Below are 22,905 nucleotides of genomic sequence, written 5' to 3'. Positions count from 1 at the left end.
GCCCCGCGGGCCGCCGTCCACTCCATTACCACGTACTCAGACTGCTGCTTCTGCTTCGACTTCACTGACCACTTCGACCTCTTCGCCATGACGGATCAGGTGATCGAACGCGGAGAGCGACGCCTTTGCGCCTTCGCCTACTGCAATCACGATCTGCTTGAACGGAACCGTGGTGACGTCGCCGGCCGCGAACACGCCCGGCACCGACGTCGCGCCGCGCGCGTCGACCACGATCTCGCCGTGCTTCGACAACTCCACCGTGCCCTTGAGCCATTCGGTGTTCGGCACGAGGCCAATCTGCACGAACACGCCTTCCAGCTCAACCTTCTTCACCTCGCCTGAACGCAGATCCTTGTACACGAGTCCGTTGACCTTCTTGCCGTCGCCGGTGATCTCGGTAGTTTGCGCCTCGGTAATGACCGTGACGTTCGGCAGACTGCGCAGCTTGCGTTGCAGCACTTCGTCGGCTCGCAGCGTCGCGCCGAATTCGAACAGCGTGACCTGGCTCACGATACCTGCCAGATCGATCGCCGCTTCGACGCCCGAATTGCCGCCGCCAATCACGGCCACACGCTTGCCCTTGAAGAGCGGACCGTCGCAATGCGGGCAATACGCCACGCCGTGATTGCGGTACTCGCGCTCGCCCGGCACGTTGATTTCGCGCCAGCGCGCACCCGTGGCCAGAATGATCGTCTTCGCTTTCAGCACTGCGCCGTTGGCCAGACGCACTTCGTTGATGCGGCCCGGAATCAGCGCTTCGGCGCGCTGCACGTCCATGATGTCGACTTCATACGTTTTCACGTGCTGTTCGAGCGCTGTAGCGAACTTCGGCCCCTCGGTCTCCGTGACGGAGACGAAGTTTTCGATTGCCAGCGTATCGAGCACCTGGCCGCCGAAACGCTCGGCAACAACTCCCGTCGCGATACCCTTGCGCGCCGAGTAGATTGCAGCCGCCGCGCCCGCCGGGCCGCCGCCGACGATCAGCGTGTCGAACACCGGCTTCTTTTCCAGCGCCTTCGCCGCCCGCGCTCCGGCGTTGGTGTCGAGCTTGGCGAGGATTTCCTTCACGCCGCTGCGGCCCTGACCAAACACTTCGCCGTTCATGAACATGGTCGGCACAGCCATGATCTGGCGCGCTTCGACTTCGTTCTGGAACAGCGCGCCGTCGATAGCCGTGTGGCGGATGCGCGGGTTGATCAGCGCCATCACGTTCAACGCCTGCACGACTTCGGGGCAGTTCTGGCAGGTCAGCGAAAAATACGTTTCGAATTGATAGTCGCCGTCGAGACTGCGGATCTGTTCGATCACCGCGTCGTCGAGTTTGACCGGATGGCCGCCGACCTGCAGCAGCGCAAGGACCAGCGACGTGAATTCGTGACCCATCGGAATACCGGCGAAACGGATGCCGATGTCCTTGCCCGGCTCGCCGATCGAGAACGACGGCTTGCGCTCTTCGTCATCCCGACGCTCGATCACCGACACGCGGGCCGACAACGTCGCGATATCGTTCAGCAATGCCAGCAGCTCCTGCGATTTCGCGCTGTCGTCGAGCGACGCGACGATCTCGATAGGCCTGCTAACCTTTTCGAGGTACGTTTTCAACTGGGTCTTGAGATTGGCGTCAAGCATGGCTTTTCGATTCCGTGACGAGGGGTGTTGGGTTCCCGGCGCCCCGCACTTCCGGACAGGAAGCGCGGAGCCCAGGACCATGCGAAGCACTGTAGAAAGCACTTCGCACGCGATGCGCCCAAAGGCGCCTGCTACGACTGTCTGCTGCGCGGGTCGCGTGTTACACAGGACTCGCGGGCCTGTCAGACCTTAGATCTTGCCGATCAGGTCCAGCGACGGCGACAGCGTTTCTGCGCCCGGCGTCCACTTGGCAGGGCAGACTTCACCCGGGTGAGCCGCGATGTATTGTGCAGCCTGCACCTTGCGCAGCAGTTCGCCTGCGTCACGGCCGATACCGTTGTCGTGCACTTCGCACAGCTTGATCTCGCCTTCCGGGTTGATCACGAACGTGCCGCGCAGCGCCAGACCTTCTTCTTCGATCAGCACGTCGAAGTTGCGCGAGATCGCGAGCGTCGGGTCGGCGATCATCGGGTACTTGATCTTCTGGATCGTGTCCGACGTGTCGTGCCAGGCCTTGTGCGTGAAATGCGTATCGGTCGACACGCTGTAGATTTCCACGCCAAGCTTCTGGAATTCCGCGTAGCGATCGGCCAGGTCACCCAGTTCGGTCGGGCAAACGAAGGTAAAGTCAGCCGGGTAGAAAACGAACACCGACCACTTGCCCTTCAGGCTTTCCTCAGTGACGGTAGTGAAATCGCCGTTGTGATAAGCCTGTGCCTTGAACGGTTTGACTTGACTGTTGATAATCGGCATTTGACTGAGTCCTCTTTCTGAGTGGTTGGAAAGTGGAGTCAGTATGTCAGACGACGCTTAATAGGTAAAGCGGATTGTTTTAATGATAGTGATAGTCTGACACTATTTAATGCGCTATCCCTGACTATCGCTGTCTGAATGGCCTTCCGAAGCGGGTCGGGCATCTTTGAGGAGCCGCCAGAGTGTCGTGCGGCCGATTCCCAACGCGCGGCTCGCGGCGGCGCGATTGCCGCCCGCTTCGTGCAACGCGCGCACCACGTCCGCATGGGCCGGTGTGCCGCGCGGCACGGCGCGGCCGTTCGCGGGTGCGGCCGTTGGTGTGACCGGCGCCGGCTGCGTGCCGGTTGGGCCGTTCATCCGCCCAAATTCCGGGAATACCGCCTGCCGATCCAGCAACGCGACTTCAGTCGCGTCCTGCAGGTAGATCGCGGCCCGCGTCAGAAGGTTCTCCAACTCGCGCACATTTCCCGGCCATGCGTAGTGCTCGAAAAGCGGCGCAAGAAACCCGAGAATCTGTTCGAGCGCGCCCGCCGACAGACCATATTGCGCCGCCTCGCGGCTCAACAGATGCCGCGCCAGCGGAACGATATCCTCCCGACGTTCACGCAGCGGCGGCAATTCTATCTGAAGCAGATTCAGACGAAAATACAGATCCGCGCGAAAAGCGCCCTGTTCCACGAGTGTATGAAGATTGCGGTGGGTGGCGGCGATGACGCGCACGTCGACAGGCGTCGCGCGGCCGGAACCGAGCTTCATCACTTCGCGCTCCTGCAGCACACGCAGAAGGCGGCTTTGGAGCGCCGCCGGCATCTCGCCTATCTCGTCGAGAAAAATGGTGCCGGTGTGGGCGATTTCGAAAAGCCCGGGTTTGCCGCCGCGCCGCGCGCCGGTGAACGCGCCTTCCTCGTGGCCGAACAGCTCGCTTTCGATCAGCCCTTCGGGCAGCGCTGCGCAGTTGAACGCGACGAATGGGCAGCCGCGCCGCGGGCTCGCGTTATGAATGCCCTGCGCCACCAGTTCCTTGCCGGTGCCGCTTTCGCCGGTGAGCAGCACGGTCGCATCATGCGCCGCGCCGGCCCGAGCGAGCCGCCGCACCCGTTGCAGCGCCGCCGAGCGGCCGGTCAGATCATCCAGATGATGCCGTGCAACCAAGTGCTTTGGCCGCTGGCTCGTGCGCAGGGACCGCTCGATGCGCTGCGCCACGAGCGCGTCCTGCACCGTCACGACCGAGCCGGCGCGCGCGCCGTGTTCGACGATCGGCAGGCAATTGACGATCAGCGAGCGGCCGCCGATCTGTTCTATCCGCTCCTCGATCGGCCGGCCGTGAGCGAGCGTCTCACGAAGCAGCGGGCCGACTGCATGCGCGAGTTGCGCAGGCACGTCCTGATTGCGGTCCAGACCGAGCAGATCGAGCATGGCCGGATTCACCGCTTCCACGCGGCCCGCATCGTCGAAAGCGGCTACGCCGTCGCGCAGATGGGCGACGATCGTATTGAGGCGCACGCGTTTCGATTCCTTCTGTCGGCTCACCTGCGCCAGTTCCACGGAACGCTCGAACGCCTGCTCCACCGCGCCAAGCGAGTAAAGAAACACGCTTTCCAGGCCCGCCTGCTGCGCCTGATCACACGCCATGCCCGGCCCGATGATCACGCTGCAGCCCTGTGCGGCAAGGTCGGCGACGGCCTGGCGTACGTCGTCGATAGAACGGTACGCGCGCTGTTTCAGGCGAACGTTCAGCCAGCCGCTCAGGTCGGCCATTTCGGGCGCGATCGATTCGTGCAGCACCAGCCCGATCGACGCCTGCGGCCACGTGCTGGTCGCGCGCGTGATCGCGCCGAGCACGTCGAAGCCGTTCACGTTGACCATCACGACGGGCACACTCAGGTTGTCGCGCAGATAGGCGCCGTTCGAGCCCGCCGCCAGCACGACGTCGACGGAACCGGCGTCCACATAGGCCTGCAGCGCCGCTACCGCCGCGCCGTAGCCCTCACGGACGGGAAAGAAGCGCGCACGCTGCGCATAACGCGGCGCGACGCTTTCGCAGAGCGCATGCAAACGGCTGATACTTACCCATGCAACACCTGGCTGGCCTGCGTAGGGTTCGAAGACAGTTCGCGTGACCATGGAAAAAAGCGCTCCGGCATTGAAATGAAACGTTCCACGAAACGTTCTGTGAAACACGCGTTCATTGTGCCATGCGCTGCCATCCAGCCAAACTGTCCGTATTGCAGCTTTATCGGTGGAGAAAAGCCCTGACGCACGATGGCATGGTTCCTGCAAAAATGGCAGCGCATCCATTGCTACTACCCGCTTCATCTAACCGGAGACACCCGATCATGAGCACCACTGCTGCACGCCGCGCCGCTTTCCGCGCCAAAGTCAACGAACGCCGGGGCTTGCTCGTGCCGGGCGCCTTTAACGCCATGAGCGCACGCGTGATCGAAGACGCCGGTTTCGAGGCGATCTATATCACTGGCGCCGGTGTGACCAATATGTCGCTCGGTCTGCCCGATCTAGGGTTCATTGGTCTTGCCGAAGTCGCCGAGCACACCGCGCGGATTCGCGACGCGGTCGCGCTGCCGCTGATCGTCGATGCCGACACCGGCTTCGGCAACGCTTTGAACGTGCGCCAGACGGTGCGCGTGCTGGAGCGCAGCGGCGCCGACATGATCCAGTTCGAAGACCAGATCATGCCGAAGAAGTGCGGCCATTTCTCCGGCAAGGAAGTGGTCAGCGCAAGCGAGATGGTGGGCAAGATCCGCGCGGCCGTCGACGCCCGCGAAGACGGCAACCTGCAGATCATGGCCCGTACGGACGCGGCCGCGGTTCATGGCATCGAGGATGCGATCGAGCGCGGCCACCGTTTCATCGAAGCCGGTGCGGACGTGCTGTTCATCGAGGCCACGGAATCGCTCGCCGACATCGAACGTCTGCCCTCGCTGTTCGACACGCCGCAACTCATCAACATCGTGATTGGCGGCAAAACGCCCGTGCAGTCACGCGAGGCGCTCGCCGGACTGGGCTACGGAATCGTCCTGTACGCGAATGCCGCGCTGCAGGGGGCGGTGCTCGGCATGCAGCGCGCGCTCGGCACGCTGAAAAGCAATGGCCGCCTCGACGAGGACGCCACCCTGGTCGCGCCGTTCAGCGAACGCCAGCGCCTCGTCAACAAACCGCTATACGACAAGCTCGACCGCGAGTACGCAGCAAAGGACTGAGCGCTGCACTGCGCGCACGTGACCCTGCGCGCGTCATCAAGCGTGAGCGGCAGCCGCCGGTTCATTGCGTGTGCTGCGGGTATGGCGCGATTGATTGCGTTAGGATTCAGGACCGGCGGCCATTCGGACGGCCGCATTTCTGTCTCGCGCGTCGACATTGCCGGGCGCCGCGAACCGTTTTCAAAAGGCTGTCGCAAGAATGACGCTCAGTTCCTCGCGCGGATGCTTTCCGCTTGCTCGACGTATCTGTCCGCGTGAGTCGCGGGCATCGCTCCTGGTGCGCACGGTGTTTGCCGCGTCGCGCCCGCTTCGCCAGTCAGGCGGATCAACGCGAGTAAAGGGATCACGGGGACCTCACGGAGCGTGCGAACCTCGCGCATCTCAGTCGCTGTCCGCGACGACGGCAACCGGCGCAGCGAGGCCGCAACGATGAGCGATAGCCCGAGCCGCAACGCGTACGCCGCCTGGCTGCCCTACATTGTCGCGGCGACGTTCTTCATGGAGTATCTCGACACCACGGTGATCGCCACGGCGCTGCCGCAAATGGCGCACTCGTTCGGCGTCGGCCCGAACAGCCTGAGCCTCGGGATGACCGCCTACATGCTGGCGCTCGCCATTTTCATTCCGGCGAGCGGCTGGGTCGCCGACCGCTGCGGTTCGCGCAGCGTGTTCTTCACCGCAATCGGCGTGTTCACGGTGGCCTCCGTGTTGTGCGGTCTGTCGCAGAACGTCGCTGAATTCACCGCCGCGCGGCTGTTGCAAGGGCTGGGCGGCGCGATGATGGTGCCCGTCGGACGTCTGATCGTCGTGCGCAGTACCGAAAAGAGCCGGATGATGCAGGCGATCTCCACGATCACGTGGCCGGCGATCGCCGCGCCGGTCGTCGGACCGCCGATCGGCGGCTTCATCACCACTTACGCGTCGTGGCGCTGGATCTTCCTGCTCAACGTGCCGTTCGGTCTTGCCGCCATGGCCGTGGCGCTCGCCATCGTGCCGAACCTGCGCGGCGCCGAGCGCAAGCCGCTCGACGTGGTCGGCCTGCTGCTCAGCGGCACGACGCTCACCGCGATCCTGTACGGCGCCGAGCTCGCGAGCCAGCCCGGCGAGAACCCGTGGATCGCCGGCGCGGTGATCGTGGGCGGCCTGCTGATGGGCGTGGTGGCTTTCCAGCATGCGAAGCGCCATCCGCATCCGCTGATCGACGTCTCGACACTCAAGATTCCCACCTTCTCGGTGACGGTGGTGACGGGTTCGTTCACCCGTATCGGTATAGGCGCGGTGCCGTATCTGATGCCGCTGCTGTTTCAGGTGGGCTTCGGCCTGTCGGCGTTCAAATCCGGCCTGCTGCTGCTCGCAAGCGCGCTGGGCAATCTCGGCATGAAGGCGCTGACCACGCGCATCCTGCAACGTTACGGCTTCCGTATGGTGTCGATCGTCGACGTGACGGTCGCCGGCATTTTTATCGTCGCATGCGGGCTGTTGACGCCGAATGTGCCACTCGCACTCGTGCTCTTCGTCGTGTTCATGTACGGCGTGGCGCGTTCGATGCAGTTCTCCACGCTCGCCACCCTCGCCTACGCCGACGTCGCGCAGCCGCAAATGAGCGCGGCCAGTACGCTGTGGAGCGCGGCCGCGCAGATGACGATCGGTCTGGGCATCGCATTCGGCGCGGTGTCGCTGCGCGCGGCCGCGTTCTTCAACGGCGAGACCACGGGCCGCGTGTTCACGCTCGACGACTTTCGGCTCGCGTTCCTGCTGGCCGGCGTGCTGACGCTCGTTTCGGTGACCGGCTACATGGGGCTTGCACGCGACGCGGGACAGAGCATCGGCGGCGGCTCGCGCGGCAGCGAAGGACCGGCGAAAGGCTAGCCGGACGCCGGTCCAGATAACCCCGGCAGCACCGGCGCACTCGGACCGACGTTAAGCGACGTCGGCCAGACGGCATCGAACCGCCGGCCTGTCATCGGCGTGCCTCGCGCGGCGCCTGGCTGGCTGCCGCACACGCCCACGGCGCGACCTTATCCGTATGCGCGTTCGCGCATCCACTTCGTCATGATCCACTTGTCGCCACCGAGCACCGGCGCGCCGCCGTGCAAAGTCAGCGGATCGAGCTGCCGCTGGCCGTTCATGTAGCGGAAATACACCGCGCCGCCCTTTTGCGCGGCGACCGACAGACCCGCGTCCGGAAAAATCGTCTCGCCGCCGTCGGGCACATCGTTCAGATAGATGACGAGCGTCGCCACACGCTGACCGCCCCGCGCGGTATGCACGGCACTGCCCGGCTGATCCGGCGGAAAGTAATCGAAATGCGGACGATATTCGCCGGCGGTGCCGTAGTGCAGGATCTGCAGCCCCTCACCGTTTTCGACTGGCCAGTTCATCAGGCTGGAAATGCGTTTGTCGAGGCGCTCGATGAACGGATCTTCGCCCCGCTGATACCAGACCCCTTCGCTGGTGCGATTGCGGATCACGTCCTCCTTGCCGGTGGCCGGATTCACTGTGGTAGACCGTTTAAGCCGATGCCGCGAGCGTTCGATCATCTCGTCACACTCGTCGTGTGACAGAACATCCGCGAAGACGATGATCTGCGGCCTGGCGCAGCGCATCATCACGCGGACGTCTCGATCCTGCGCGCGGATCACGTTGCCGCTTGCAACCGGCATGTCGTCGTATTCGTAAAGGCGGGGCTCGCTCCGTGCGACACGCGCTTCAGACGCAACGGGCGCGCCGCTCGCCGACGACGCGTTCGCCGCGCCCGCAGTAGCCAATCCAAAAGCCCGGCCGACGGCTTCGCGCGCCGCTTCGCCCGCGAAGCCGGCCTGAACCATCGCGTCGATCATTGAATCCATCGTGCAGCCGCGCGCGGCATTGCTGCTGAGCCATTCCTCCCATGCGGGATCGACTACTGGCATAACGGTCCTCTTTCTCGGGCGTCGGGAAAATACTGCATCAACTGACGGTATAACAGCAAGCGGGGCCCACGCGTGCCGGGCGCTCCCGGACGCGACACCGAACCCAAGTAACGCACCCGCGCAGATGAATGGTTCGGCTTCCGCCCCGGCATATCGCGCGTCACGCGTCGCGGCGTCACGCTGCTGGCATGCGAATCAGCAACGCCCGATCAGTCGCCTGGTGGAACGGCGCCTTGTTCTCGCGTGCTTGCCGTGTCATCGATGTCGCTCGCAAAAGATTGTAAGCGTGAACACCGCACCTTGCGCTTCACGCGTCGTGGTCAACACTCGCGGCTCCTTTCGTTATATCCTGTTGAATATGACGGTACGCATCGTGAAGCGCGCTCGCCTGTTGGTCGGCGTGCGACACGCGCTGCGCCGCCTTGGCCCTTTCGGGCGATCAGATCCGGATCATGCCGACGCTCATCAAGACCATCCGCGCGCGCCCACCGTTATATCCGTGGATATATATCGAAGCGCGGCCGTCGACGTTAAGCGCGGCCAACGCGACGAGCGCGCAGTGCACTCGCATTGATCCGCCCCGACTACGAACCGGACACCAAACAAGTCATGCACACGCCGCCATTCCGTCTTGCACAGCCTGCGCGCCTGAAACTCTCCGACGACGAACTCGCCGGCACCGGCCTCCGCGCCGCAAACGCGTGTTGCGCACCAGCCGACGGGTCGCGTCCACCTGGCAAACGTCGCGCGCGCCTTGCTGAACTCGACAGTCATCTGCACTGCTCGATCATCGGCACGTGTTTGAGCACGCACGAATTGCGCAGGCTCGTGCCGAAGTTCACGACGCTCGATCGGCGCGACGCAAGCGATCAGGACATTCACCATTGCGCGGTGGAGTTAGCGATTGAAGGCGGCGCAGCCGCCAGGGCGCTGCACAAGTTGCTCGACGAGCGCTATGCGGGCGCGATGCGCCGCTTCGACAAGGCCGCCGATGACGTCGAACTGCTGACGCTGTGGGACGAAGCGCTGAAAAGCGGCGACATTCCGCCCGCGTACTGGGCATTGATGACGCATCCGCATGCCACGCTGCCCGTGCGCCAGAAAGCGTTCGGCGATCTGCACATGCTGTCGCATCTAGTGGGCGCAGCGAATCGCGCGGACATTCGCCGGCTGGTCGCGCTGGAAGAAGAAAACGCCGTACTCAGGGATAAGCTCGAGCGGCAGCAGAGCCGTTTGCAGGAAATGAGCTTGCAGCACGACGCGTCGATCGCCGCGCTCAACGAGCAGATTGCCAGACTTGCCGCAGCGACCACATGCACCGCGGCCGCCGAGGCCAACAGCGGCGAAAGCGAATTGCAAAAACTGCGTGACAGGCTTGCCGATGCCGATCAGCGTGTCGCGCTGCACACCAGCCGGCGCGAAGCCGCTGAACAGCGCGTGCACGAGGAGCGGGAAGCGGCGCTCGCGTTGCGCAGGAGCCGCGACCAGGCGCTCGCGCTGCTGCGTGTCGTGCAAAGCGAATGTGACGCGCTCGAACATGCCACTGTCGATGCAGCGAATGGCTCCGGCTTGCGTCGCGCGAGTCTGGAGAATGTGCGCGGCAAGCGAATCGTGTATGTGGGTGGCCGCCCAGGTTCGAATGCCGCACTCAGGCGGCTCGTGCAAAGCGCGGGCGGCGACCTGATCGTGCACGACGGCGGCGTGGAGGATCGCAAGGGCTTGCTCGCCGCGGCGTTGCCCGGCGCGGATGTCGTCGTGTTTCCGGTCGACTGCATCGATCACGATTCGATGAACATGCTCAAGCGGGTCTGCGAACGCCAGCAGATCGACTATCACCCGCTGCGAACCGCGAGCGTGGCGAGCTTCGTCGAACTGATGGCGCGGCTGCCGTCTGCGCGGGGGGAGCAAGTGACGCGGCCGCCGGCGTCCGCATTCTGTCTGCGGCATGGCTGACCTGTCGCGATTCCCGCCACGCGATCACACGCGAATCATGCGGATCAGTTCGGCAATCTGTCTGGCGCAGCTCTTTTGCGCTTCGATTTCCACGTCGCGATACAGGCGAATGATCGTTTCGCCCACCGGCGTGAGCGAACAGCCGCCGCCGCTCTGGCCGCCCTGCTCCGAATGCGTGGCCGGTGACCTGAGCGAGCGGTTCAGTACGTCGATCAGCAACCACGCGCGACGGTAGGACATGTCGAGACTGCGCGCCGCCGCCGAGATCGAACCGTGCTCGCGAATGGCTTCGAGCAGTTCGACTTTGCCCGGACCGAGCGCGACCGCGTCGCCATGACGGATGCGCATTCTGAAGCGCACTTCGGGACGTGTCTTGTGAGGTTTTGGCGCGGGCGCTGGTTTGGTTTTTACATGATCAGCCATGCGCGAAAGGATACACGAACCGCCTGCTGCCGCCATCCTGGCCGGACGGCCTCATCTGCATTCGGCAGAGAGCGGCCTGAGTCCGCACACCGAGCAGCCGGGCTCGGGACCACGCCCGATTAGCGTGCTCTGCGCGGCGGGCGCCGCACTTTCGTTCTCACAATCCATGCGCGGTTATCTCCAGCATTGGTTCCGTGGCGGCTTGTCGACTCGCTATATTCGTGCGTATATTACGCTGCGACACCGGCTTTTGCATCGACCGCCGTGATAAGCGCGATATTGCTGCCGACATCGTCGAATTCCGCCAGGGCGCGCGGGGCGTCGTTATTCATTCGGAGACGAACCTCGTCACAAGACAGATGGCGCGCGGTCGCGCCGCTCGGGAGATTCCATGCGCCTTTGGTCTTCACTGCGACAAAGCGCGACCTGCTGAACGCAATGCGCAAGCGATCGCAAGCGAGTTGGCGTGGCTGTCTCATGAAGTGCAAACCGACGCCTGTGCAGCGCATCGGCACATACGGCGCCTGTCAAGGCTTACAGCAATACTGCCGGCCGCGCACAATTGTGCGCTGACGTCGTAATATAGCGCTCTTAATAACGAAACCGGGTTATCGCATGATTCGCAAGTTGCTCGCCTCTCTCGTGGCCGTCACCGGCATCGTCAACGCCGCGCCGGCGTTCGCGCAGGCTGACACGGTCAACGTGCTGTATGCCGGCTCGCTCGTCAATCTGATGGAGCGCAGCGTCGGGCCGGCGTTCGAGAAGGCCACGGGGCAGCATTTCCGCGGCTATGCGGCGGGCTCGAACAAGATTGCCAACGAAATCAAAGGCAAGCTGCGCCGCGGCGATGTGTTCATCAGCGCAAGCCCCAAGGTCAATACGAGCCTGATGGGCGAGGCGAATGGCGATCACGTCAGCTGGTACGTGAACTTTGCCGAATCGCCGCTGATGATCGGCTATAACGCGCAGAGCCGATTCGCTTCGCAGTTCACGGGCAAACGCTGGGATCAGGTGTTGCAGGAACAGGGCATCCGGATTGGCCGCACCGATCCGAAGCTCGATCCGAAGGGCGCGTTCACCGTGGAGATGGTGACGAAGGCGGCAGACCTCTACCATCAGCCCGACCTTGCGCAGAAAATACTCGGCGCGCCGGACAATCCGGAGCAGGTGCTGCCTGAAGAAACGCTGGTGGGCCGTCTGCAATCCGGCCAGCTCGACGCGGGCTTCTTTTACTCGACCGAAACGTCGGACCTGAAGATTCCGGCGATCCGCCCCGCGCCTGAGTTGCAGGCCAAGGCAAGCTATACGCTGACGATCCTCAACGACGCGCCGAACCGCACAGGCGCGAGCAGCTTCGTCGACTTCCTGTTGAGCGCGCAAGGACGCGCGCTGCTCAGGCAACACGGCGTGGGTATCGTCAAACCCACGGTGAAAGGTAACGTGCAAGCCATGCCGCCTTCCGTGCAGGCCGTGATCGACGCCGCGAACGAGTAACGCAGGATAACGAACATCGCGAATTCCTCGAACAGCCTCGCCAACCCGGTGAACCGTCCTGCCGCGCGACCGCTGCTCTGGCTGGCCGCGCTGCTGGCCGTCTATCTGTGCGCGCCGTTCGCAGCGAGCGTGCCGCAGCTTGGCGCGGCGGACTGGACGGGCGTCGACTGGCGCGCCACGTGGTCGGCGGTCGGCATCTCGGCGGGCAGCGCCAGCGTCGCATCGCTCGTGATCCTGCTGGGCGGCGTGCCGCTTGGCTACTTGCTCGCGCGGTCCCGCTCACGCAAGGTGGCGCTGCTCGGCTTCGTCGTCCAGTTGCCGCTCGCGCTGCCGCCGCTCACGAGCGGTGTGCTGCTGCTGTTTCTGCTCGGTCCGTACAGCTGGGTTGGCCGGCTCAGCGGTGGCGCGCTGACCGACTCGTTCGCCGGCATCGTGCTGGCCGAAACGTTCGTCGCTGCGCCGTTTCTGATCATTGCCGCAAAGTCCGCGTTCGCCGCCGTCGATCCGGTGCTCGACGACGTGGCCGCGACGCTCGGCCATCACGCGTCGAGCCGCTTTTTTCGCGTGATGCTGCCCGTCGCGTGGCCCGCGATACGCGCCGGCCTCGCGCTCGCATGGCTGCGCGCGTTCGGCGAATTCGGCGCGACGGTGATGGTCGCCTATCATCCGTATTCGCTGCCGGTCTATACCTATGTGGTGTTCGGCGGCCAGGGGCTGCCCGCGATGATGCCGCTGCTGCTGCCGACGCTCGCCATCGCAATCCTGTGCGCGGTGCTGTCGATCCTGAGTCTGCGTCAACGCAACGGCGCGGAACCCGTCGAGGCCGCCGACGACGCGCTCGAACCTCGCACTGCTCTCGCCACCGGTCGCGACGCCTCGGCCGGTAGAAGCCTCGCGTTCCACTTGCACCGGCAGCTTGGCGCATTCGATCTCGACATTGCGTGGGCGCCTACCACGCGCCGCCTTGCGATCATCGGGCCATCGGGTTCGGGCAAGTCGCTCGCGTTGCGCCTGATTGCCGGGCTCGAATCGAATGCGTCGAGTTCCGTGCGGCTTGGCGACACGCAACTGGATACGCTGCCGCCCGAGCGCCGCCAGATCGGCTACATGCCGCAGGACTACGGGCTCTTTCCGCACATGACGGTGGCACAGCAACTCGCTTTTCCGGTCGATGCCGACCCGGCCGGCGCACGCTACTGGCTCGATCACCTGGGGCTCGCGCATCTGGTCGGACGGCTGCCGCACCAGTTGTCGTTCGGGCAGCGGCAGCGCGTGGCGCTGGCACGCGCGCTGACCCGGCATAGCGAACTGCTGCTCTTCGACGAGCCGTTCGCCGCGCTCGATACGCCCAGGCGCCGCCGTCTGCAGCAGTCGTTGCGTACCCTGCAGCGCGAGATCGCGGCGGTGACGATCATCGTCACACACGATCCCGACGAGGCCGCGCTGCTCGCCGACGAAGTTCTCGTCGTCGAACAGGGACGCGTCCTCCAGGCCGGCGCGATCGACGCTGTATTCGAGCGGCCCGCTTCCATGCGAGTCGCCGCATTGCTCGGTTTGCACAATGTCGGCGAGGGCGTGATCGGCGCGCCTGGACGCCTGGCGCTTGCTGCGGGGCTGGTGTTCGAAACCGGCGTACGGGAAGGCGCATTCGCGGCGGGTCAGCGGGTCATGTGGCGCGTCTCGTCGCACGCGCTGACGCTGATGGCCGACGGCGCGCATGCCGGCGTGGTCGACGCAATCGAACTGCGGCGCGGCGAGCGCTATATCCGGGTGAACATCGCCGGCGTCAACTTCGATATTGCCAGCGAAGATGCAAGTTTGCGAGAAGGCTCGCCCTGCCGGATCAGCGTACGCGCTGAAGGCGTCGATGTCTGGCCGGTTCGAGAACCGGCCTAGTTTTCGTCTGCGTGCGCGCGGCGCCTGATTGCCGCCAGCGATTCGTCCACCAGCAGCCTGCCCGACTCGTACACCGTGACGAGCGCGTCTTCCCAGTCGGCTTCGGCGGTGCGGTCGTCCCATGCGAGCGGCAACGTGACGGTCCGATACTCGCCCGTGCGACGATTGACGAGCAACGTGAGACGCCCTTTCATCGAACGCTTGCCGGCGTCGGTCACCGGATCTTTCAGCACGTCGTGCCATTCGTCGCCGAGACGGATCGCGGAACATTTCATCGCGAAGCGCTGAGTGTCGCGATTGATCTGTTGCAACAGCGCACCGCCCATGCCGAACACGATGTTGTCCGCGGCGAAACCGGCTTCGTCCATCGCGGCGAGGATCGCTTCGATCGACTCGGGGTTCACGCCGTCGCCCTGAATCACGCGCACGTTGTTCAGCACGCGGCGTCCTTTGCCATTCACCGTCGATCCAAACGATGCATCCAGCGCGCGCAGCGTTTGCAGCACGATGGTGCGCGGATCACCCGAATCGGGCCGGATGACCAGCATCCCGCCGGAATCGATTACGGTCTGTTTCAGTTCCGAACCCCAGACGTCGAGCGCGGCGAACAGATCGTACGAATCCGAGACCACGGAGACGATCGCGCCGGGCTTGCCGAATGTCGCGATCATGTTGCGAAAGGCGTCCGTTTCGCGCTCGCGTCCCCACGAGGTAATCGTGCTGTGCTCCGCCGCCGGCACGGAAAACGCGGCCATTGACTCGTTGTAGTAATGGTTCGCGGCCACCACGCCGAGCACCGTGTCCGAACCCATGAAGCTCACCAGATGCGCCGCGCCGCCAATCGCGGCCGACTCCGCGCTCGACACGCCGCGCGCGCCGAAGTCGTGCAGCTTGAACGGCAACTGCGCGAGATCGTCGCTGCTTTTCACGAGCGCGGCTCGAATCAGTTTGCGCAGATGCCAGCTCTGCGTCGCGACCGTGATCGGATACCACACGCGCAGCAGCATCGTCTCCAGATACGATGCGAGCCAGAACACCCGTGGATCGTCGCATTCGACAGTCACGAGCGCGTTGTGCGTAGGCACCACGGACCCTTCCGGCACCGCACGAATCCGCACCGGCAGATAGCCATTGCATTGATCGACGATATAGCGCCAGCCCGCCTCGTTGAACGGCTCGCCATGCGCGGTGAAGAACGCTTTGGCCTGCCCGATCATCGCCGATGTGACGGGGCGGCACAGATACTCCTTGATGAGCATCTGCAAGCCAAAAAACAGCGTGCGGTCATAGCGGCCGCCGCGCGACTCGATGTACGAGAACATGGCCGTGGCTTCTGGCGGATATTGCAGAAAGTGCGAGGCCTTGTACGAATCCGTGTTGAGAATCGGATTGGACAGAATCGAAGCCATGTCGTTGGGCTGGAACGGTGCTGCGCTCACTGGGCTCTCTCGCGGTGGATCAGGTGGATCGGGTGATCGGGTATTCAATCGGGCCGTCGGGCCCCGCTCGACCATCAGTACACCATATACCGTCGAAAAGCGCTTCGCCTACAGCACGGCTGCGCACGCAACCGGCGTTACCAATCGAGTGCGTGCTGAGCGTGGCACTGCGTGGGTGGCTACCGGGCGTCCAGCTGCGCGGTCAATCGATCGGGCCAACCGGGCGTCTCATGGTGGCGGCAGCGCCATGGGCACGGCAACGTCCTGCTCAGTGACCCGGCTTCCATTGCGGCGGCGGCAGATTGGGCCGTGTCGCGAACAGACGGCCCAGCACGCTCTTGCGGCGCTCGGCGGTCAGCGCCGGCCACAGCATGTCCGCAAGCAGACCGATGCCGCGCGCCAACGCGCTGTCCCTCGCCGAGGTTACGAGCGGCACGCCGCGATTGAGCGCTTCGTCGGCGTGCGCGTCATCGCGCGGAAGCTGATGCGACACCTTCGCGCCCAGTGTCCGTTCGAGCGTCGACAGGTTGATCTGCGCGTTCTTGTCGTACTGATTGACGACTACCCGCACCTTGCTGGCCGGGTAGCCGAACTCCCGGAAAATATCGATCATCCGGCGGCCGCCGTGCAGATAGAGTGGGGTTTGCCGCACGACCATGCAGATCGCGTCGCTATGGTCGAGTGCGTGGATCGTCAGCGGATTGAGGGTTTGTCCGACGTCGATCAGCACTGCGTCGTAACGCTCGCGCACCAGCGAGAGAATGCGCTGGAACTGCGCGGGCTGCAGCTCGGCGGCACGCAGCGGGTCGCCTGCGCCGGCCAGCACGTCGAGGTTCACGTGCACGTGCATGACGCACGATTCCAGCAGCGCCGCGTCGAGGCGGTCGATCTGCGCGCACAGGTCGGCGAGCGTGGCGGGCGGCGGCTTGTTGGCCATCAGCAGGCTCGCGTCGGCGAACTGCTGGGTCAGGTCGATCAGCAACACGCGCCGGTGGCGCAACGCGGAGAGCGAACAGGCGAGGTTCACCGCGATCAGCGTCGTGCCGCTGCCGCCTTTGCTCGACGCGAGCGAGACCACCCGCCCGTTACGCCGCACGCCGGCCGTTTTCCTGCCATCGACCTGGATCAGCGCGGCGCCGAGCTCATCCGCGTCGAGCGGCCAGGACAGCACGTGCCGCACACCGACGCGCATCGCGGCGCCCAGCAATGCGGTGGACGGCGCCGGCGTCACCAGCATGCAATGCAACGCCGGTGTGCAGGCCAGCGCTTCTTCGACGTCGTCGAGGTCGCGCGCGCTCAGGTCCACGTCGTCGACGATCAGCAGATCGGCCATTCTGATCAGCCGTGCATGCACACGAAGTTGGCGCGCCGTCCCGTAGGCCGTGCGAAGCCGGTACGGCACGCCGCTTTTTTCGAGGCGCGCAGCGATCAACGGCATGCGCTCCATGCCGGACGAAATCAGAAGGATGTCGATCATGTGGTCCCGGCCGGTCCTGGGCCGTTCGGTGATGACGGGGGCCGCGTCGCTCGCGGCCGCCGTTCAATTTTTTGTTATTCGTCGGAACCGGAAGACCGGCTATCCGCGCGTCGCCCGTTGCGGCTATCGTCGCTCTCACCATATCGTCCGTCGCGACGTTCGCGCGGCAAGGGCATTTCGTAGCGTGCGTCGCGCAGCGTGTCGCGCTGAAGTTCGGCCTGTTGCCTGCGCCTGATTTCGTCCGCGATGACGAGCGTCATCAGGTCGACTGGCGGCGCGGCGAAGAGCGTCCGTGCCGTGCCACGGCGTTGCTGCAGCGTGGATTTCGGTGCGGGCTGCCAAGCAGGTTCGTACCGAAGCCCGCTGGCGCGGATTTCCGCTCCGTGAACCGGGCGCGCGCTGGCGGCCGGCTTGTTGATTCTGTCGTTCATCACACTCCCCCGAATGATGAGTCCGTTGCCGACCGTGCCGGTCAGGCCGGACATATCCAGGTGAGCCGTGCCCGCGAAGCGCGGACACGGCGCCCGGTTCACCTCTACTTCCGCCTCTCTGCGGAGGCTCAGGCCATTTCTCCCCGCATCATCGCGCCGGCTGGTCCTGGCCAAGCGCTGCCCCGTCGCTTATTCCTGCCTGCTCCCGCTTTATTCCAGCTTCTTCCCGCCTGTTCTGCAGTTCCGCTTAATGCGGATATTGTGTGGACTGTCCACCCGCCGGCTTTGCGGGCGCACTGCCTGTCGTCATTTGCCTCGCCTTCATGTCCCGTCTGGCCAGACGAAAAACGTGGCGAAGTCAGTTTGTGTGCGCTTCGTGCGTCCGGTGGCGAGTGTCCGATTAACCGCATCGAACACTCGCCCCGTTTTTGACGTTTTTTTAATGGCCCCGCCGCTTACTCGCAAGACATATCTGCTTCCCCGGCCTCCCTGCGAATCCCTCGTCACTCTGCCGCTCCCTGTTTGATCCCCGTCGCTGGAATGGCAGCTTGTATTCTTCGTGGCTGCTCTAATGCAATGGGTATGCCATGCGGACTCAAACGCCTGTGCAGCAGCGCTTTTCGCCGCGCTGCAACCTGTTTCGGAGAACTTCGCGTCACGCGTTGATTCGATTACGACACATCGTTCAGACCATACGGCGTATGGATGGAAACTCGTACCTGTTCCATACTCTTCCAATGGCGCAGCGGCGCGCGGCTGGACGGGGTTTGCAGCGTGGACAGGTCAAATATACCGGTCGGCCAGCGATGGTTTACGCTTTTAAGCGTCTTGCCCAAAGTGTCGCAAACTTGAGACATGCGTGGAGCGCCGTTCACGAATTCAATCACACGACGCAGCGATTTTAAATGCGTCGCAACGTGCGAAACACCGCATTAAGGGGCTTGACGTTTTAATACCGATAGCAATTGATCGGCCGCGGCGCCCCTTTTTATTTCTGAATCCAGAATTGTTTGTATGGCGCTCCAAAGCGCTTTCGCTTATCGTTAGGCGATGCGCCAATAGAGCGCCTGTATGAGAAAACAACGAGGAAAAACGGCACGCGCGATTCGGGGAATCCATCCGTTCGGCAGGTTGCAGCAATGAACGCTGTCCGCCGCCCGTCCAGTATGTAGCAACTTGCGGTATGCGCCGCCCTGCTCCATGCCCGCTCCACTCACGCTACCGTCACGCAGCTTGTGTTCGAGTCCGTGCAACGGACCGGCGTGCCCTGTCAATCAGAGAGCGGCACGGCTTGCCGGTCGGCCGGTTTTGTCGAAGATCCGTTCTGGCAGTATCCATCCGGGGGTTACATGACTACCAATGCCACGCCAGTCGATATGGAACGCACGGTGTTATGCGTGTCCAGTTCGCCCGACAGAAAGCTCGCCGAGTTTCTGGCGGAGTCGGGCTGGCAGGCAGCGCAGGCGAAAAACACGACCATCGCCGAGCGTCTGCTCGAACGCGGCCATATCAAGGTCGGCCTCGTGGAACTGCCGGCCGACTGCACGTCGCAGGAATTGTCCGCGCTCGCATCGTGCATGCGGCGTGTCGAAACCAACTGGGTCGCGCTGATCGCGCCGGGTCAGGCGGATGACGAACTGGTCAGCCGTTTCATTCTCGATTACTGCTTCGATTTCGTCACGCGGCCGTGGCTGACCGAACGGCTCATTTTCGCGCTTGGTCACGCACATGGGCTCTCCAGTCTGCGCCAGGGACGTATGGCGCCGGAGCCTTCGCTCGGACGGCACGGCATGGTCGGACAGTGCGAGGCGATGCAACAACTGTACCGGCGCATCGACAAGTGCGGGGTGACGGAGGCGCCGGTGTTCGTCGCCGGCGAATCCGGCACGGGCAAGGAACTGACCGCCCGCGCGATCCATGAGCGTTCGTCGCGAGCGGGCAAGCCGTTCGTCGCGATCAATTGCGCGGCGATTCCGCCGAGCCTGCTGCAGGCGGAACTGTTCGGCCACGAGCGCGGCGCTTTTACCGGCGCGCTTCAGCGCAAGATCGGCCGGATCGAGAGCGCGCACGAAGGCACCCTGTTCCTCGACGAAATCGGCGACATGCCGCATGAGTGCCAGGCGGTGCTGCTGCGCTTCCTGCAGGAAGGCACGATCGAACGGCTGGGCGGCGGTGGTCCAATCAAGGTCGACGCGCGCGTGATCTCCGCGACCCACGTCGATCTGGACAAGGCGATCGAAGAAGGCCGCTTCCGCTCGGACCTTTATCACCGTCTGTGCGTGCTGCGCCTGATCGAGCCGCCGCTGCGCGAACGTGGCGGCGACATCAAACTGCTCGCCAACTACGCACTCAGCATGTACAGGCAGGACGGCGCGCGCAAGCTGCGCGGGCTGTCGAGCGACGCGATCGTCGCGATGTCGAACTACCCGTGGCCAGGCAACGTGCGCGAGCTGATCAATTGCGTGCGCCGCGCGGTGGTGATGAGCGAAGGCCGTTTCATTACCGCCGCCGATCTCGGCCTGCCGGAAGCCGAACACGGTCCGGCCGTGACACTCGCGGAAATCCGCAGCAAGGCCGAGAAGGACGCGATCGAGCAGGCGTTGCTGCGGCATGGCTACAAGCTGTCCGAAGCGGCCGCCGAACTCGGCATTTCGCGCGCCACGCTATACCGGTTGATGCACGCGAACCGCTTGCACCAGGAGCCGTCGAACGGGCGCGCGACGAACGGCAGCGGCGCGGACGCCGACGCTGAGGCGGAGCGGCAGGCGTCGTCCATGGCGTGACACGGGCGGACCCGGCTGCCGCCGCGCCGTCGACTCGCCCGCTTCAACGCCACCTGTCTATCGGCGAGGCGGCGACGTTGCTATGCTGAAAGCCGTTGATCCACCTGGGGACGGACTTGGCCGATCGTCGCGCGCAGCAAACCCGTCAAGCCGCCCGCCTGTCCTCCTCCGCATGGCCGGCTCAGGCCAGTCCGTGCGACACGCTCGCCATTCACGCGCGCTCGTCCAGCCACACTCACCCTTGCCGGAGTAAAAAGCTCGCGCTGGCCGCGACTATCCTCGGCTCGAGCATGGCTTTCATCGACGGCTCCGTGGTCAACGTCGCGTTGCCGTCCATCCAGACCGAACTCGGCGCGAGCGTCGCCGCGATCCAGTGGGTCGTCGATGCGTATCTGCTGTTCCTCGGTGCGCTGGTGCTCGTGGGCGGCTCGCTCGGCGACAGACTGGGCCGGCGAACGGTATTCATCGCGGGTATCGTGCTGTTCACGCTGGCCTCGATCGGCTGCGGACTCGCGCCGGGTGCGGGCGCGCTGATCGCGGCGCGGGCCGTGCAAGGCGTCGGCGCGGCGTTGCTGGTGCCGAGCAGCCTTGCGATCATCGGCGCGGTGTTCGACGACAGGGAACGCGGCCGCGCCATCGGCACGTGGGCGGGCGTCGGGGCGATCACGTCGGCGATCGGCCCGGTGGCGGGCGGCTGGCTCGTCGACGCATTTTCATGGCGGGCCATTTTCTTTCTGAATGTCCCCATTGCCTGCGCGACGGTCGCGCTGGCCGTCGTGGCCGTGCCGGACAGCCGGCAGGAAGATGAGTCCGGCGAGCTTGGCGAACCTGGCGAGTCCGGCAAATCTGGCGAACCTGGCGAGCCCGGCGACGAGGCCGAGCTCGGCAAATCCGCCGAACACGCCGCGTCGGGCCAACTCGGCAGACCCGGCGGCCCGGGCGTCCAGGCGCATGGGCGCTCGCGCCTCGACTGGCCGGGTGCGCTGACCGCGACCGCGGGCCTTGCCGCGCTCACCTACGGGCTGACGCTCGCGTCCACGCAGGGTTTCGGCGACCGTCGGGTGCTGGGGCTGATCCTCGGCGGCCTGATCGGGCTGGCCGCTTTCGTTGCGCTCGAAGCGCGAACCCGAGATCCGATGATGCCGCTCGACGTGTTCCGCTCGCGCGCTTTCGTCGGCGCGAACCTGGTCACATTGCTGCTGTACTTTGGGCTCGGCGGCGCGTTGTTCTTTTTGCCCTTCACGCTGATTCGCGCTTACGGCTACAGCGCGACGCAAGCCGGCGCGGCATTGCTGCCGGTGCCAGTCACGATCGGGGTGCTCTCGCGCGTGACCGGCGGATTGACCGGCCGCTTCGGCGCACGCGCGCTACTGAGCGTCGGCCCGGTAATCGCCGCAGCCGGCTTCGCGATGATCGCGCTGCCCTGGGTGCGCGGCGACTACTGGCGCGGTTTCTTCCCGGCGCTAGTCGTGCTCGGGTTCGGCATGACGATCACCGTCGCGCCGCTCACTACGACGGTGATGACGTCGGTCTCCCGCGCGCGAACGGGCGTCGCATCGGGCATCAACAACGCGGTCGCGCGCGTGGCCAGCCTGCTGGCGATCGCAGTACTGGGGATCGTGTTCGTCTGGTCGCACGACACGGCGCTGAAGAAACAGCTTGCGGCATCGCATGTGCCGCAGCAGGCACGTAATGCGGCGACGCTCGCGGGCGCCGGCGCGCAGCCGGAAGCTTTGCCGCAGTCGCCGGGGCCTTCGACCGCGGCCAAGCCATCCGTGACGGAAGGCGCGACACCCGCCGCTGACCCTACCCGGTCGGATGCGTCGAGTCGGGCTGAAGTGGCGCGCGCCCAGGCGGAAGCGCTCGGGGCCGCGTTGCGGGCGGTGGCGCTCGTGTCGGCGATCTGCGCGCTGGCAGGCGCCGCACTGGGGGCGCTGACGATTGGCGGCGACAACGGCAAGGAAAGCACGCCACCCGCTTCGAGCTAACGTGCCCATTCAGTCGCGACTGAATTGCGTGCGCCGCCATCGGCGGCAGAACAACGCGTAGACCGTTCAGCACACGGTGAAACGTCGCTCGTGAGCGGGCCCGATACTGGAAACCGGTCCACCGCCCACCCGCTACGCCGGAGACGCATGATGCCTGTTACCTGTTTCATCCGCTACCAGATCGACCCGTTCCAACTCGATGCCTTCAACGCCTATGCCCGCAACTGGGGCCGCATCATTCCGCGCTGCGGCGGCCATCTGCTCGGGTATTTTCTGCCGCACGAAGGGACGAATGACATCGCGTGGGGGCTGATCGCATTTGACAGTCTCGCCGCTTACGAACACTACCGCGCAACATTGCGAGCGGACGACGAAGCGCGCGAAAACTTCCGGCTCGCGCGGACGCTGCGTTTCATCCTGCGCGAGGAACGGACCTTCACCCGGCTCGTCGACGGCACGCTCGACATGAAGCCTGGCCGAGCATAAAGCTCGGGTGCCGGTCCAGAGCA

Annotated in this window: 16 protein-coding genes; 8 read left to right on the top strand and 8 right to left on the bottom strand. The window is 64.6% G+C overall.

Features of this window, described 5'->3' with window-relative positions:
• Window positions 1–36 precede the first annotated feature (36 nt).
• The 3 genes from ahpF to prpR form a co-directional block, all read right to left on the bottom strand.
• On the bottom strand, window positions 37–1,629 hold the full coding sequence (gene ahpF, locus AAGS40_RS18905; RefSeq protein WP_345816304.1) for an alkyl hydroperoxide reductase subunit F: 1,593 nt from the start codon (window positions 1,627–1,629) through the stop codon (window positions 37–39).
• Between the two features lie 189 nt (window positions 1,630–1,818).
• Entirely contained in the window at window positions 1,819–2,382 is a 564-nt protein-coding gene (gene ahpC, locus AAGS40_RS18900; protein WP_345816303.1) for an alkyl hydroperoxide reductase subunit C, read from the bottom strand.
• Window positions 2,383–2,496: 114 nt separating this feature from the next.
• Complete coding sequence (gene prpR / locus AAGS40_RS18895) at window positions 2,497–4,506, bottom strand: propionate catabolism operon regulatory protein PrpR (RefSeq protein ID WP_345816302.1); 2,010 nt, start codon at window positions 4,504–4,506, stop codon at window positions 2,497–2,499.
• A 212-nt stretch (window positions 4,507–4,718) separates the two neighbouring features.
• On the opposite strand from prpR, the gene AAGS40_RS18890 reads away from it, so the two are divergent.
• Entirely contained in the window at window positions 4,719–5,600 is an 882-nt protein-coding gene (locus AAGS40_RS18890; protein WP_345816301.1) for an oxaloacetate decarboxylase, read from the top strand.
• Between the two features lie 429 nt (window positions 5,601–6,029).
• On the top strand, window positions 6,030–7,469 hold the full coding sequence (locus AAGS40_RS18885; protein ID WP_345816300.1) for an MFS transporter: 1,440 nt from the start codon (window positions 6,030–6,032) through the stop codon (window positions 7,467–7,469).
• 149 nt (window positions 7,470–7,618) lie between these two features.
• On the opposite strand, the gene AAGS40_RS18880 is transcribed toward AAGS40_RS18885, so the two are convergent.
• A complete protein-coding gene (locus tag AAGS40_RS18880) occupies window positions 7,619–8,512 on the bottom strand; it encodes a 2OG-Fe(II) oxygenase (RefSeq protein ID WP_345816299.1) in 894 nt (297 codons plus the stop codon).
• A 609-nt stretch (window positions 8,513–9,121) separates the two neighbouring features.
• Between AAGS40_RS18880 and AAGS40_RS18875 the strand changes: the two genes are divergently transcribed.
• A complete protein-coding gene (locus AAGS40_RS18875; RefSeq protein WP_345816298.1) occupies window positions 9,122–10,465 on the top strand; it encodes a DUF2325 domain-containing protein in 1,344 nt (447 codons plus the stop codon).
• A 24-nt stretch (window positions 10,466–10,489) separates the two neighbouring features.
• Here the strand turns inward: AAGS40_RS18875 and AAGS40_RS18870 are convergent, their stop codons facing one another.
• A complete protein-coding gene (locus AAGS40_RS18870) occupies window positions 10,490–10,888 on the bottom strand; it encodes a LysR family transcriptional regulator (RefSeq protein ID WP_345816297.1) in 399 nt (132 codons plus the stop codon).
• Between the two features lie 615 nt (window positions 10,889–11,503).
• Here AAGS40_RS18870 and AAGS40_RS18865 point away from each other — a divergent pair.
• Complete coding sequence (locus AAGS40_RS18865; protein ID WP_345816296.1) at window positions 11,504–12,382, top strand: extracellular solute-binding protein; 879 nt, start codon at window positions 11,504–11,506, stop codon at window positions 12,380–12,382.
• Between the two features lie 48 nt (window positions 12,383–12,430).
• The gene (locus tag AAGS40_RS18860) at window positions 12,431–14,278 is read left to right on the top strand and encodes an ATP-binding cassette domain-containing protein (protein ID WP_345816295.1); all 1,848 of its coding nucleotides are present in this window, start codon (window positions 12,431–12,433) and stop codon (window positions 14,276–14,278) included.
• Here the strand turns inward: AAGS40_RS18860 and AAGS40_RS18855 are convergent.
• The 3 genes from AAGS40_RS18855 to AAGS40_RS18845 form a co-directional block, all read right to left on the bottom strand.
• The gene (locus tag AAGS40_RS18855) at window positions 14,275–15,687 is read right to left on the bottom strand and encodes a nicotinate phosphoribosyltransferase (RefSeq protein WP_345816634.1); all 1,413 of its coding nucleotides are present in this window, start codon (window positions 15,685–15,687) and stop codon (window positions 14,275–14,277) included. The genes AAGS40_RS18860 and AAGS40_RS18855 overlap by 4 nt on opposite strands.
• A gap of 298 nt (window positions 15,688–15,985) precedes the next feature.
• Window positions 15,986–17,194 (bottom strand): AAA family ATPase, encoded by a 1,209-nt coding sequence (locus AAGS40_RS18850; protein WP_345816293.1) that lies wholly within the window; start codon window positions 17,192–17,194, stop codon window positions 15,986–15,988.
• A 74-nt stretch (window positions 17,195–17,268) separates the two neighbouring features.
• Window positions 17,269–17,679 carry a hypothetical protein gene (locus AAGS40_RS18845; protein WP_345816292.1) on the bottom strand — a complete coding sequence of 137 codons (411 nt, stop codon included), beginning with the start codon at window positions 17,677–17,679 and terminating at the stop codon, window positions 17,269–17,271.
• Between the two features lie 1,295 nt (window positions 17,680–18,974).
• On the opposite strand from AAGS40_RS18845, the gene AAGS40_RS18840 reads away from it, so the two are divergent.
• From AAGS40_RS18840 to AAGS40_RS18830, 3 genes are all read left to right on the top strand, one after another.
• A complete protein-coding gene (locus AAGS40_RS18840; RefSeq protein WP_345816291.1) occupies window positions 18,975–20,408 on the top strand; it encodes a sigma-54 dependent transcriptional regulator in 1,434 nt (477 codons plus the stop codon).
• A 158-nt stretch (window positions 20,409–20,566) separates the two neighbouring features.
• Complete coding sequence (locus AAGS40_RS18835; RefSeq protein WP_345816633.1) at window positions 20,567–22,396, top strand: MFS transporter; 1,830 nt, start codon at window positions 20,567–20,569, stop codon at window positions 22,394–22,396.
• 150 nt (window positions 22,397–22,546) lie between these two features.
• Window positions 22,547–22,882, top strand: coding sequence for an NIPSNAP family protein (locus tag AAGS40_RS18830; protein ID WP_345816632.1), 336 nt, complete (start codon window positions 22,547–22,549; stop codon window positions 22,880–22,882).
• Window positions 22,883–22,905: the final 23 nt, after the last annotated feature.

The organism is Paraburkholderia sp. PREW-6R, assembly GCF_039621805.1.
GTDB lineage: Bacteria > Pseudomonadota > Gammaproteobacteria > Burkholderiales > Burkholderiaceae > Paraburkholderia.
The sequence above is the reverse complement of the archived record's forward strand: the minus strand, read 5'-3'. Positions and strand labels throughout refer to the sequence as shown.

Bases quoted from the DNA above. Each gene is read 5' to 3' on its own strand.
- AAGS40_RS18840 (WP_345816291.1), top strand. From the start codon at position 18,975: ATGACTACCAATGCCACGCCAGTCGATATGGAACGCACGGTGTTATGC.
- AAGS40_RS18875 (WP_345816298.1), top strand. From the start codon at position 9,122: ATGCACACGCCGCCATTCCGTCTTGCACAGCCTGCGCGCCTGAAACTC.
- AAGS40_RS18870 (WP_345816297.1), bottom strand. From the start codon at position 10,888: ATGGCTGATCATGTAAAAACCAAACCAGCGCCCGCGCCAAAACCTCAC.
- AAGS40_RS18890 (WP_345816301.1), top strand. From the start codon at position 4,719: ATGAGCACCACTGCTGCACGCCGCGCCGCTTTCCGCGCCAAAGTCAAC.
- ahpC (WP_345816303.1), bottom strand. From the start codon at position 2,382: ATGCCGATTATCAACAGTCAAGTCAAACCGTTCAAGGCACAGGCTTAT.
- AAGS40_RS18830 (WP_345816632.1), top strand. From the start codon at position 22,547: ATGCCTGTTACCTGTTTCATCCGCTACCAGATCGACCCGTTCCAACTC.
- AAGS40_RS18850 (WP_345816293.1), bottom strand. From the start codon at position 17,194: ATGATCGACATCCTTCTGATTTCGTCCGGCATGGAGCGCATGCCGTTG.
- prpR (WP_345816302.1), bottom strand. From the start codon at position 4,506: ATGGTCACGCGAACTGTCTTCGAACCCTACGCAGGCCAGCCAGGTGTT.
- AAGS40_RS18855 (WP_345816634.1), bottom strand. From the start codon at position 15,687: ATGGCTTCGATTCTGTCCAATCCGATTCTCAACACGGATTCGTACAAG.
- AAGS40_RS18865 (WP_345816296.1), top strand. From the start codon at position 11,504: ATGATTCGCAAGTTGCTCGCCTCTCTCGTGGCCGTCACCGGCATCGTC.
- AAGS40_RS18880 (WP_345816299.1), bottom strand. From the start codon at position 8,512: ATGCCAGTAGTCGATCCCGCATGGGAGGAATGGCTCAGCAGCAATGCC.
- AAGS40_RS18845 (WP_345816292.1), bottom strand. From the start codon at position 17,679: ATGTCCGGCCTGACCGGCACGGTCGGCAACGGACTCATCATTCGGGGG.
- ahpF (WP_345816304.1), bottom strand. From the start codon at position 1,629: ATGCTTGACGCCAATCTCAAGACCCAGTTGAAAACGTACCTCGAAAAG.
- AAGS40_RS18885 (WP_345816300.1), top strand. From the start codon at position 6,030: ATGAGCGATAGCCCGAGCCGCAACGCGTACGCCGCCTGGCTGCCCTAC.